11 protein-coding genes are annotated in these 11314 nt (G+C 74.4%); 6 read left to right on the top strand and 5 right to left on the bottom strand.

From position 1 onward, the window contains the following. Window positions 1-49: 49 nt before the first annotated feature. Window positions 50-628 carry a DNA-3-methyladenine glycosylase I gene (locus H4O22_RS03355; protein ID WP_182525664.1) on the bottom strand — a complete coding sequence of 193 codons (579 nt, stop codon included), beginning with the start codon at window positions 626-628 and terminating at the stop codon, window positions 50-52. Then, window positions 625-1632, bottom strand: coding sequence for a pirin family protein (locus tag H4O22_RS03350; protein WP_244963091.1), 1008 nt, complete (start codon window positions 1630-1632; stop codon window positions 625-627). The genes H4O22_RS03355 and H4O22_RS03350 overlap by 4 nt, the downstream gene beginning before the upstream one ends. A gap of 125 nt (window positions 1633-1757) precedes the next feature. Here H4O22_RS03350 and H4O22_RS03345 point away from each other — a divergent pair, with 125 nt between their 5' ends. Then, on the top strand, window positions 1758-2591 hold the full coding sequence (locus H4O22_RS03345; RefSeq protein ID WP_182525663.1) for a hypothetical protein: 834 nt from the start codon (window positions 1758-1760) through the stop codon (window positions 2589-2591). Window positions 2592-2815: 224 nt separating this feature from the next. Beyond that, the gene (locus H4O22_RS03340) at window positions 2816-3538 is read left to right on the top strand and encodes a DUF2189 domain-containing protein (protein WP_182525662.1); all 723 of its coding nucleotides are present in this window, start codon (window positions 2816-2818) and stop codon (window positions 3536-3538) included. On the opposite strand, the gene H4O22_RS03335 is transcribed toward H4O22_RS03340, so the two are convergent. Then, window positions 3513-4709: a homogentisate 1,2-dioxygenase gene (locus H4O22_RS03335; protein WP_182525661.1), complete on the bottom strand. Its 1197-nt coding sequence runs from the start codon at window positions 4707-4709 to the stop codon at window positions 3513-3515. The two genes, H4O22_RS03340 and H4O22_RS03335, sit on opposite strands and share 26 nt — an antisense overlap. Before the next feature lie 58 nt (window positions 4710-4767). On the opposite strand from H4O22_RS03335, the gene H4O22_RS03330 reads away from it, so the two are divergent. From H4O22_RS03330 to H4O22_RS03315, 4 genes are read left to right on the top strand one after another with little or no spacing between them, the layout of a single operon-like run. Then, entirely contained in the window at window positions 4768-5577 is an 810-nt protein-coding gene (locus H4O22_RS03330) for a hypothetical protein (protein ID WP_182525660.1), read from the top strand. Next, complete coding sequence (locus tag H4O22_RS03325; RefSeq protein ID WP_182525659.1) at window positions 5574-6698, top strand: fumarylacetoacetate hydrolase family protein; 1125 nt, start codon at window positions 5574-5576, stop codon at window positions 6696-6698. Before H4O22_RS03330 ends, H4O22_RS03325 begins: the two co-directional genes overlap by 4 nt. A 10-nt stretch (window positions 6699-6708) precedes the next feature. After that, on the top strand, window positions 6709-7182 hold the full coding sequence (locus tag H4O22_RS03320) for a nitroreductase family deazaflavin-dependent oxidoreductase (protein ID WP_182525658.1): 474 nt from the start codon (window positions 6709-6711) through the stop codon (window positions 7180-7182). A 9-nt stretch (window positions 7183-7191) separates the two neighbouring features. Then, window positions 7192-8130 carry a metallophosphoesterase gene (locus H4O22_RS03315; RefSeq protein WP_182525657.1) on the top strand — a complete coding sequence of 313 codons (939 nt, stop codon included), beginning with the start codon at window positions 7192-7194 and terminating at the stop codon, window positions 8128-8130. Between the two features lie 68 nt (window positions 8131-8198). Here the strand turns inward: H4O22_RS03315 and H4O22_RS03310 are convergent, their stop codons facing one another. Both H4O22_RS03310 and H4O22_RS03305 read right to left on the bottom strand, forming a co-directional pair. Further along, complete coding sequence (locus H4O22_RS03310) at window positions 8199-10205, bottom strand: oxidoreductase (protein WP_220451276.1); 2007 nt, start codon at window positions 10203-10205, stop codon at window positions 8199-8201. After that, the gene (locus H4O22_RS03305) at window positions 10202-11305 is read right to left on the bottom strand and encodes an NAD(P)H-dependent amine dehydrogenase family protein (protein ID WP_182525656.1); all 1104 of its coding nucleotides are present in this window, start codon (window positions 11303-11305) and stop codon (window positions 10202-10204) included. The genes H4O22_RS03310 and H4O22_RS03305 overlap by 4 nt, the downstream gene beginning before the upstream one ends. Window positions 11306-11314 lie beyond the last annotated feature (9 nt).

Genomic DNA, 11314 nt, shown 5'->3' with positions numbered 1-11314 from the left:
TCGCTATCGCCGCCACCTCGTATGACGTCCCGCCGGACGTCAGCCCGCGTCAGCCAGCACCCCGCCGGAAGCAGCCGCCCAGGTGCGGGTCGAAGATGCCCAGCGCCTCCATGAGCGCGTACATCGTGGTCGGCCCGACGAAGGCGAAGCCGCGCTTCTTCAGCGCCTTGGACAGCGCGGTCGACTCCGCCGAGGTGGTGGCGGCCTCCGCGGTGTCGGTCCACGCGGGCGGGTCGGCGGGGGCGAACGAGAGCACGAACGCCTCCAGCCCCTCCTGCTCGCGCAGCGCGACCGTGGCCCGGGCGTTGGTGATCGCCGCGTCCACCTTGAGCCGGTTGCGGACGATACCGGCGTCGGCCATCAGTCGCGCCCGGTCGTCGTCGTCGAACGCCGCGACCACGTCGGCGTCGAAGCCGCGGAACGCCTCCCGGAACGCCTCCCGCTTGCGCAGGATCGTCGACCAGGACAGGCCGGACTGGAAGGCCTCCAGGGTGAGCCGCTCGAGGTACGCCGACTCGCCGTGGACCCGCACCCCCCACTCGGCGTCGTGGTAGTCGCGCATCAGCCCCGGGCCGCCCGCCCACGGGCAGCGGGCGACGCCGTCCTCGCCGACCTCGGCGCCGGTCACCGGCGCTCACGCAGCCGGACGTTCGGCAGCACCGGCGCGGGGATCGGCGCCAGCCGCTCGCCGAGGACCACCCCGAACCGTCCCGGCCGGACCCGCTGGCCGTCGGGCACCACCCGCTCGCCGGCTGCGGAGTCCTCGTGCAGCCCACCCGCCTCGTCGGGGTCCCGCGGGGCTCCGTCGCGGTCCAGCACCTGGGCCTGCCACTCCTCGCGGAAGCCGGCGACCTCCTCGTGGGTGCGGCCCACGAAGTTCCACCACATGACGATCGGCTCCCCGAACGGCGTCCCGCCGATCAGCAGCAGCCGCGCGGGCACGTCGCCGGCGGCCAGCGACAACGTTGCCGAGCCCGGCGGGACGTAGCCGAGCGCGGCCTCCGGGACCGGGCTGCCGTCGACCTCGAGGGTGCCGGAGTCGACCAGCACGCCGTGCTCGTACGCCGGGTCGACGTCGAGGTCGACCCTCGCGCCGGCCTCGAGCAGCAGCTCCACGCCGAGCAGCGGGGTGAACGTCGGCACCGGCGAGGTGTCGCCGAGCAGCGACCCCACGAAGACCCGCGCCTCGTACCCCGGACCGGTGACCGGCTCCGGCACGTGGTGCACGAACCCGGGGTCGGTGTGCCGGTCGGCGTCCGGCAGCGCGACCCACAGCTGCGCGCCGTGCAGGGTCGTGGTGGCCGCGGTCGAGACCTCGGAGTGGCTGATCCCCCGGCCCGCGGTCATCAGGTTGACCTCGCCGGGGCGCACCATCGCGTGGTTGCCGGCGCTGTCGCGGTGCTCGATCTCGCCGGTGAACAGCCAGCTCACCGTCTGCAGCCCCGTGTGCGGGTGCGGCGCGACCCGCATCCCGCCGGTGACCCCGACGTCGTCGGGACCGTAGTGGTCCAGGAAGCACCAGGCGCCGATCAGGGACCGGTCGCGCTGCGGCAGGGTCCGGCGCACCCCCATCGACCGCGGGCCGCCGAGCGGGACGTCGCGAGGCTCGAGCACCTCCACCGAGCTGTTCACCCCACCATCATCGGGTCTCGGGACACGCGCGGCCACCCGCCGTGAGCGCCTCGTTCCCTCGGCCCCGGGCGACCACTACCTTGCTGACCACCCGCGGCGCCGAGGCCGCACGAACGAGGAGACCCATGTCGACGCACGAGCCGCCCTTCCCGCAGAACCCGCCCCCGCCGCCCGGTGGGTACGGCGCCCCGCCGCCCCCGCCCGGTGGGTACGGCGCGCCCCCGCCCCCGCTCGGTGGGTACGGCGCCCCGCCGACCGGCCCGCAGGCGTGGGACCTCGGGGCCGCGTTCGCGTACGGCTGGAAGAAGTTCCAGGAGAACGCCGGCCAGATCATCCTGGCCGCGGTCGCGCTGTTCCTCGCGATCGGCGTGATGGCCGCCGTCGGGATCGGGCTCGCCGCGCTGCTCACCAGCCCGGAGGAGTGCACCTACAACACCCAGACGATGACGCGTGACTGCACCGGCGGCACGGGTCTGGTGCTCGGCCTGGTCGTCGCCGCGATCACCGCCGCCCTGGTGATCCTGGCCAGCCTGGTCGTCGGCGCCGGCCTGATCCGCGGCGCGCTGGGCATCACCGAGGGGAAGCCGTTCCGGGCCGCCGAGGTCTTCAAGCTCGACAACCTCGGCTCCGTGCTCCTCACCAGCCTGATCATCGCCGGCCTGACCTTCGTCGGCATCCTGCTCTGCTACCTGCCCGGCATCGCGGTCGCCTTCGCGACCAGCTACGCGCTCTACTTCGTCATCGACAAGGGCATGGCGCCGATGGAGGCGATCAAGGCGAGCGTCGTGCTGGTCAAGGACAACCTCGGCACCACGTTCGTCTGGTACCTGGTCGGCGGGATCGTGGGCAGCGCCGGCGCGATCGCCTGCGGCGTCGGCGCCCTGGTGACCTACCCGCTCGTGCTGATCGGCACGGCGTACACCTACAAGGTGCTCACGTCCCAGCAGGTCGCCCCCTGACCCACCCCCTTCTCCACAGCTGCACCCCGGACCCCGCCGAGTCGGCGCACATGTGCGCCGACTCGGCGGGGTTCTCCACAGGGCCCCTTAGTGCTCGAGCAGCGATCGCGCCAGAGCACCATCCCTGCCGACCTCGGGACGACGGACCCTGGGCGGACCGGGGGCGCCACGCCTAGCGTCACGGGAGACCGCCACCGAGCGCACCGGCGCGAAGGAGCCCCCCGATGTCGACCTACGGACCGCCCGAGGGACACCCACCGGGGGCACCGGCGGTGGTCCCCCGGTGGGAGCTGGGAGACGCCCTGCGCTACGGGTGGGCGAAGTTCCGCGCGAACCTGGGGACGGTGATCCTCGCCGTGATCGCGGTCGCCGTGACGGTCGCGATCGTCCAGGGGGTGGGCTACCTCGTGCGCGACGCCATGGGCTGCAGCGGCTCCGGGGACACCGACTGCGGCGGGTTCCTCAGCCTCGCGAACCTGGTCTCCCTGCTGTTCAGCGCCCTGTCGTTCGTGGTGGGGCAGATCGTCGGGGCCGGGGTGATCCGCGCGTCCCTGGACCTCACCGAGGGCAGGGCGTTCACGCTCGCCACGGTCTTCTCGCCGCACCGGCTGCCCCAGGTCATCGTCGCCTCGATCCTCACCGGGATCCTGTCGACCGTGGGGTTCCTGCTGTGCCTCCTGCCGGGCATCGCCTTCAGCATCGCCAGCCAGTACACCCTCTACTTCGTCCTCGACAAGGGCCTGGGCCCGTGGCAGGCGATCAAGGCCAGCGTCCACCTGGCCCGGACCAACCTGGGCCCGACGCTGATCTGGTACGTCGTCAGCTTTGCCCTGATGCTCCTCGGGCTCCTGCTCTGCCTCGTGGGCTGGATCGTGATCCTCCCGGTCGTGCTCATCGGGCAGGCCTACACCTACAAGGTGCTCAGTGGGCAGCCGGTGGCCGACTGACCGACCGGCCGGCCCAGCTCCAGGCGTACGCCGGGTCCTCGACGGCGCGGCCGGCCTCGCCGAGCTCGAGCGGCGCGAAGGTGTCCACCATGACCGCGGTCTCCTCGAACGATTCCGCGCCCAGCGAGGCCTCGATCGCCTCCGGCTGCGGGCCGTGCGCGTGCCCGCCCGGGTGCAGGGAGATCGAGCCGACGCCGATGCCGGAGCCCTTGCGGGCCTCGTAGTCGCCGGCGACGTAGAACATCACCTCGTCGCTGTCGACGTTGGAGTGGTAGTACGGCACCGGGATCGCCAGCGGGTGGTAGTCGACCTTGCGCGGCAGGAAGTTGCAGATCACGAAGCCGTGCCCCTCGAAGACCTGGTGCACCGGCGGCGGCTGGTGCACCTTGCCGGTGATCGGCATGTAGTCCTCGATGTTCAGCGTGTACGGGTAGAGGCAGCCGTCCCAGCCGACCACGTCGAAGGGGTGGGTCGCGTGCACCATCCGGGTGCCGACGATGCCCGCGCTGGTGCGGTGCTTGACCAGCACCTCGACGTCCGTGCCCTCGACCAGCAGCGGCGCGGTCGGGCCGTGCAGGTCGCGCTCGGAGTACGGCGCGTGCTCGAGCAGCTGGCCGTAGCGGGAGAGGTACCGCTTCGGGGGCGCGACGTGGCTGCTCGCCTCGATCGCGTAGAGCCGCGAGGCCTCCGCGGGCACCCAGCGGTGGGTCGTGGCGCGCGGCACCACGACGTAGTCGCCGGCCCGGTAGGGCACCGTCCCGAACGGGGTCTCGACGACGCCGGTGCCGGACTCCACGAACACGCACTCGTCGCCGACCGCGTTGCGGTAGTACGCCGAGGGCGCGACGCCGGTGACGACGTACCCGATCCGGACGTCGTGGTTGCCGAGCACCAGCCGCCGGTCGGCGACCGCGTCCGGGCCGGTCTCCAGGGCGTGCAGGCGCAGGTGCCGCGGCCGGAGCGGGTGGTTGGGCACCCGAGACTGGTCGGGCAGCTCCCAGACGTCGGCGGCGACGATCGCCGAGGGCACCCCCCGGTGGTAGAGCAGCGAGGAGTCCGAGGAGAACCCCTCCTCGCCCATCAGCTCCTCGCGGCGGAGCCGCCCGTCGCCGTCGCGCAGCTGCGTGTGCCGCTGCCGCGGGACCTCGCCGACCTGCCGGTAGTACGCCATCGTCGCTCCGTCCGTCTATCGGACATATCCGTCCGATATGTACCGGTAGGGTACGCAGGTGCCTCTCTCCACGGAACCCTTCTGGTCCGCGTTGGTCGACGACGCGGCGATCTTCCCGCCGGGCGACGCCGAGCTGGCGGCCGCGGTCGGCGCCCACCTCGCCCGCGACCAGCCGCTCGTCGGGTCGTTCGTGCTGCGCGACACCGACCTGCCCGCCGTCGCGGCGCTCCCCGGGTCCGCGGACCTCGCGCTCTCGGTCGTGGTCACCGGCGGGGCCGGCCAGGTGGCCGGGCCCGCGGCGTACGCCGCCCGGGCCGGGCTGCGGCTGGCCGGGCTCGAGACCGCGCTCCGGGACCTCGACGACCTCGCCGGCAACGCCCGGCGCGTGGTGGCCGCGGTGGACGCCGCCCGCGCCGAGGGCGCCCTCGACGAGGACGTCCCGGTCTTCGTCGAGCTGCCGCAGGACGACCCGTCGTACGCCTGGCTCGCCGCGGCCGACGAGGTCGCCGCCGCCGAGCTGCGGCTCAAGCTCCGCACCGGGGGCGTCGAGGCCCACCAGGTGCCGGACGCCGCGCGCCTGGCCGCCTGGGCCGACGCCGCGCTGGACCGCGAGACGCCGTTCAAGTGCACCGCCGGGCTGCACCGCGCCGTGCGCCACGACGCGGGTCACGGCTTCCTCAACGTGCTGCTCGCGACCGTGCGCGCCTTCGACGGCGCCGCCCGCCCCGAGGTGATCGCCGTCCTGGAGGACCGCGACCCCGCCCTCGATCCCGCGGAGCTGGCCCGGGGCCGCCGCTGGTTCACCTCGTTCGGGTCCTGCAGCGTCGACGAGCCGCTGGCCGACCTGCGCGCGCGGGGCCTGGCATGACCGGCTTCGGCCTCGACCACCTGCCGTACGGCGTCTTCTCGGTCGCCGGTGGCCCGCGCCGGGTCGGGGTCCGGCTGCACGACACGGTGGTCGACCTGCACGCGCTGACCGGGCGGGCGGAGTTCGCCGAGGCGTCCCTCAACGCCTTCCTCGCGCTCGGCCCCGAGGTCTGGCGGCAGACCCGGGAGGAGCTCACGACCCTGGTCCCGGACGCCCCCGGCGTACCCCTCGAGGACGCGACGCTGCACCTGCCGTTCGAGGTCGCCGACTACGTCGACTTCTACGCCTCCGAGCACCACGCGACCAACGTCGGGCGGCTGTTCCGGCCCGACCAGGAGCCGCTGCTGCCGAACTGGAAGCACCTCCCCGTCGCCTACCACGGCCGGGCCGGGACCGTCGTGGTCAGCGGCACCCCCGTGGTGCGCCCGCGCGGCCAGCGGGTCTCGACCGGCTCGACCAACGGGGGGACGGCGGCGCCCGAGTACGGCCCGAGCCGGCGGCTCGACATCGAGGCCGAGCTCGGGTTCGTGGTCGGCGTGCCGAGCAGCCTGGGCGACCCGGTGCCGCACGACGCGCTCGCCGATCACGTCTTCGGCGTCGTGGGGGTCAACGACTGGTCCGCGCGCGACGTCCAGGCCTGGGAGTACGTGCCGCTCGGCCCGTTCCTCGGCAAGTCGTTCGCCACCTCGGTGGCCGCGTGGGTGACCCCGCTCGCCGCGCTCGACGCGGCGTGGTGCGCGCTGCCGCCGCAGGACCCCACGCCGCTGCCGCACCTCGGCCCCGGCGCGACCCGCGGCCTGGACATCGAGGTGGAGGTCGAGCTGGACGGCGAGGTCGTCAGCCGGCCGCCGTACCGGACCATGTACTGGTCGCCCGCGCAGATGCTCGCCCACCTGACCTCGAACGGCGCCTCGGTGCGCACCGGCGACCTCTTCGCCTCCGGCACGATCAGCGGCCCGGAGCCCGACCAGCGCGGCTCCTTCCTGGAGCTCTGGTGGGGCGAGCGGTTCCTCGAGGACGGCGCCGAGGTGGTGCTGCGCTACTCCGCGCCCGGGACCGGCGGCGGGCGGATCGCCCTGGGCGAGGTGCGGGGCCGCGTCGAGCCGTCCCGGCACGCCTAGGATCCCGCGCATGGGACTGCTCACCCCGCTCGCGATCCGCATCGGCCGCCTGTCCTGGATGCCCCGGCTGCTCCCCCAGGTGGTGTGGGCCGACCGGCGGCTGCAGCAGCTGACCCGGGGCCGGTACACGATCCTCGACGTCGCGGGGCTGCCGAACCTGGTTCTGACCGTCGTCGGCCGCAAGTCGGGTCTCCCGCGGTCGACGCCGCTGCTGTGCGTGCCGCACGAGGGTCGCTGGCTGGTCGCGGGCTCCTACTTCGGGGGCCCGGACATGCCGGTCTGGGTGCACAACCTCCGGGCCGCCGGCGAGGCGACCGTGACCGTCGACGGGCGCGAGGTGCCGGTCACGGCCCGCGAGGTCTCCGGCGAGGAGCGCGACGAGCTCTGGCAGGTGATGCTCCGCACCTGGCCGAACTTCGCCCACTACGAGGAGCGCACCGACCGGGTGATCCCCGTCTTCGACCTGGCACCGCGGCCCGCCTAGCCTGTGCCCGTGCAGCTCGGCCAACACCCCGCCCCCACCCACACCATCGCCCACCTCAGCGACCCGCACCTGCTCTCCGGGGGCACCCGGCAGTACGGCGTCGTCGACACCGAGGCCGGCCTGGTCCGCGCCCTGGAGCGGCTCGCGCACGCGCACCCGGCACCGCAGGCCCTGGTCTTCACCGGCGACCTCGCCGACAAGGCCGAGCCGGCGGCGTACGCCCGGCTCCGCGAGATCGTCGAGCCGGCGGCCGCGGCGATGGGGGCCGAGGTCATCTGGACGATGGGCAACCACGACGACCGGGCGACGTACTCGCGGGCGCTCTTCGGCCTCGAGCCCGACCACCCCGAGGCGACCCAGGACCGCGTGCACGACGTGGCGGGGCTGCGGGTCGTCGCCCTGGACACCAGCGTCCCCGGCTACCACCACGGCGAGGTCACCGAGGCGCAGCTCGACTGGCTCGCCGGCGTGCTCGCGACCCCGGCCGAGCACGGCACGGTGCTGGCGATGCACCACCCGCCGGTGCCGACGCCGATGCTGCGCGCCGCCGAACTGATCGAGCTCGCCGACCAGGACCGGCTCGCCGCGGTGCTGGCGGGCACCGACGTCCGGACCATCCTGGCCGGGCACCTGCACTACTCGACGTACTCCACCTTCGCGGGGATCCCGGTCTCGGTGGCCTCGGCGAGCTGCTACTCCGCCGACCCGGCCCCGATGGAGCGGTTCCTCTCCGGGGTCGACGGCCACCAGTCGTTCACGATGATGCACGTGTACGCCGACCGCGTGGTGCAGACGATCGTCCCGCTGGCCGAGGCGCCGGAGCTGACCGGCTTCCCCTCCGACGTGGTCGCCCAGCTCGAGGCGCTCACCCACGACGAGCGGCGCGAGCACATCTCCCGCAAGGACTCGGCCTTCAACACCGACCTGGAGTCGCACGAGCCCCGCTGACCCCGCGCTGTGGAGAGGATCGCCGAGTCGGCGCACATGTGCGCCGACTCGGCGAAGGTTCTCCACAGTCAGAGGGCGTGGGCCGCGCGGGCGGCGGACTCGACCGCGCCGCGGATCAGGCCGAGGCCGGTGCAGTCGCCCAGAGGTGTGAGGGGTACGCCGGGCAGCCGCGCCGCCAGCGCGTCGTGCAGGGCGAGGTCGGGGCGGGCCTCGCCGGCGAGCAGGACCGTGTCGGCGCGCAGCTCGCGGGCGGTGCCGCCCGCGGGCCGGAAGACCAGCCCGCCGGGGACGACCCGCTCGGTGACCGCGCCGGCGTGGGCGGTCACGCCGAGCCGGTCGAGCCGGTCCATGTGCTCGGTGCGGCGCTTCCAGCCGACCTCCGGCGCGAGCACGTCGCCCGGCTCCAGCACGGTGACCAGCCGGCCGCGGCCGGCGAGGAACTCTGCGAGCTCCACGGCGACCAGGTCGCCGCCGACGATCGCGACCCGCCGTCCGACCGGCAGCCAGGCCCGGCTCGCGCCGCGCAGCAGCCCGGGGCGCAGCAGCCCCTGGCCCGGCAGCCCGGCGAGCCGCTCGCGCAGGTCCACCCCCCGGCGTACGTGGGGCAGGTCGGCGCCGGGCAGGTCCGGCACCTCGATCCGCGCGCCGGTCGCCACCAGGACCGCGTCCGGGGACAGCGCCGCGACCACGTCCGGCGTCGCCTCGACCCCCCGGCGTACGTCGACCCCGGCGCGCGCGACCTCGGCGAGCAGCCAGGTCAGGAACGGCTCGTTCTCGGGGTGCACGACCGAGGCCCAGACCAGCGCGCCCCCGAGCCGGCGGGACCGCTCGAGCAGGGTCACCCGGTGCCCGCGCCCGGCCGCGACCCGGGCCGCCTCCAGCCCGGCCGGCCCGCCGCCGACGACGACCACGTGGCGGGGCCGGGCCGCCGGTCCCGGCAGCAGCTCCAGCTCCCGCCCGGTGCGCGCGTTGACCGCGCAGTCGACGGCGAGCCGCTCCTCTAGGGAGTCGATGCAGTTCTCGCAGGAGATGCAGCGCCGGACCCGGTCGGCCTGCCCGGTGGCGAGCCGGCGCGGCAGGTCCGGGTCGGCGAGGAGCGGCCGGGCCATGGCCACGAAGTCCGCCCGCCCCTCGGCGAGCACCCGCTCCGCCAGCGCCGGGTCGTGCAGCCGCCCGACCGCGATCACCGGCACGTCCACGACCTGGCGCACCGCCGCCGCGGCGCCGACGTTGAGGCCGTCGCCGTCGTCGGCGCCGTTGACCATCCGGGTCACCAGCCGGTCGATCACCCCGCCGCTCACGTGGAACGCCGCGACGCCCGCCTCGACCAGCACCGGCGCCGCCCCGGCGGTCTCCCAGACCGGCCGGCCGCCGGCGACCCGCTCGTACCCGGAGATCCGCAGCGTCACCGGCAGGTCGACCTCGGCCCGGACCGCCGCCAGCACCTCCAGCAGCAGCCGCAGCCGGCCCTCCGGCGAGCTCCCGCGGTAGCGGTCGGTGCGCCGGTTGCGGTGCGGGGCGAGGAAGGAGCCGATCATCATGTAGCCGTGCGCGGCGTGCAGCTCGAGGCCGTCGTACCCCGCCTCCGCGACGCGGGTCACCGCCGCCCGGTAGCCGTCGAGCAGCTCGGCGATCTGGGCCTTGGTCATCTCCGTGGACGGCCGGCCGGTGAGGTACGACGCGATCACCGACGGACCCAGGGACGTCGCGCCGTGCATCTCGGGGCCGAGCCCGTCCGGCCCGGCGTGCACCACCTGGGGCTGGATCCGCGCGCCGTGCGCGTGCACCGCCTCCACCAGCCGGCGGTGCGCGGGGACCGACTCCGCGGTGCCGATGTGCAGGCCGCCGGGCGTCTCGGGGTGGCGGTGGTCGATCCCGGTCGCGCCGAGGGTGATCAGGCCGACCCCGCCGGCGGCGCGCTCGGCGACGTACGCCACGGTGCGCTCGGACGGCAGCCCGTCGGGCGTGCCGTACATCGTCTCCATCGGGGACATCACGATCCGGTTGCGGGTCGTCATCGACCCGATCCGGCCCGGTCGCAGCAGGTGCGGGAACCCGGTGGCGGTGGTGCTCACCGCGCTGCGTACGCCGCCTCGACGAACCGCCCGCCGAAGGCGCGCAGCGGCAGGTCGGCGCTGGTGACGATGCCGGGCGGCGCGGCCACGACCGCCGGGATCGCGTTGAGCGCCGGCATCCCGGTGACGGTCATCCCGATCGCGGCGAACGCCTCGACCGAGGAGAAGTCGGTGCCGGGCTTGGGCAGGATCAGGTGCTTGCTGTGGATCACCGGGTCGCCCTGGATCTTGGTGATGTAGCAGCCCTGGACGTCCCACCTCGGCTCGGTCAGCGGCGTCATCTGCCACTCCAGGTGCAGCTCGACGCGGGGCACGCCGGCGACCTTCCCGACGTACTGGAACGCGGCGCCGCCGACCGAGCCCTGCGGCAGGACGTACCAGCCCAGGTCGACGTCCTCGGTGCAGGCGCCGAGCTGGAGGTCGAAGGTGACCTCGTCGAGCTCGATGCCGAAGCAGTCGGCCATCAGGTGGACGCCGTCGCCGAAGACCCGGGTGCCGATCTCCAGCATCCGGGGCACCTCCGGGTCGTCGACCGGGCGGCCGAAGCCGCAGTTGGCCCAGGTGTCCGAGGAGTGGTGGCAGGAGACGTCGACGGACTCGATGCAGGTGACGTTCTCGATCTCGGCGACGTCGGCGGAGTGCACGGTGGTGAGGATCTGCGCCAGCCCCGGGTTCATGCCGGTGCCGTAGAACGTCGCGCCGCCCCGCTCGCAGGCGGCGGCGATCAGCTCGGTCTCGGTGCGGCCGTCCTCGCGCCGGTGGTTGGCGTCGCGGTGGTGGCCGGTGATCCAGTCGGCGGTGGTCACGACGTCGATGCCGGCCTCCAGCACCCGCACGTAGAGGTCGACGTCGGGCCACACGCCGTGGAACGTCAGCACGTCGGGCTCGGCGGCCAGGATCTCCTCGACCGACCCGGTGGCCAGGACCCCCACCGGCCCGATGCCGGCGATCTCCCCCGCGTCGCGTCCCACCTTCTCCGGCGAGTAGCAGTGCAGCCCGACCAGCTCCAGCTCACGGTGGCGCTGGAGTCGCTTGACCATCTCGGTGCCGACGTTGCCGGTGGCGACCTGGAAGACGCGGATCGGACGCTGAGCTGCCATGACGCGAGA

It is taken from the genome of Nocardioides dongkuii, assembly GCF_014127485.1.
Classification (GTDB): Bacteria; Actinomycetota; Actinomycetes; order Propionibacteriales; family Nocardioidaceae; genus Nocardioides; species Nocardioides dongkuii.
The sequence above is the reverse complement of the archived record's forward strand: the minus strand, read 5'-3'. Positions and strand labels throughout refer to the sequence as shown.

Coding starts and splice junctions, on each gene's coding strand:
- H4O22_RS03345 (WP_182525663.1), top strand. CDS start 1,758: ATGTCGACGCACGAGCCGCCCTTCCCGCAGAACCCGCCCCCGCCGCCC.
- H4O22_RS03340 (WP_182525662.1), top strand. CDS start 2,816: ATGTCGACCTACGGACCGCCCGAGGGACACCCACCGGGGGCACCGGCG.
- H4O22_RS03335 (WP_182525661.1), bottom strand. CDS start 4,709: ATGGCGTACTACCGGCAGGTCGGCGAGGTCCCGCGGCAGCGGCACACG.
- H4O22_RS03325 (WP_182525659.1), top strand. CDS start 5,574: ATGACCGGCTTCGGCCTCGACCACCTGCCGTACGGCGTCTTCTCGGTC.
- H4O22_RS03320 (WP_182525658.1), top strand. CDS start 6,709: ATGGGACTGCTCACCCCGCTCGCGATCCGCATCGGCCGCCTGTCCTGG.
- H4O22_RS03305 (WP_182525656.1), bottom strand. CDS start 11,305: ATGGCAGCTCAGCGTCCGATCCGCGTCTTCCAGGTCGCCACCGGCAAC.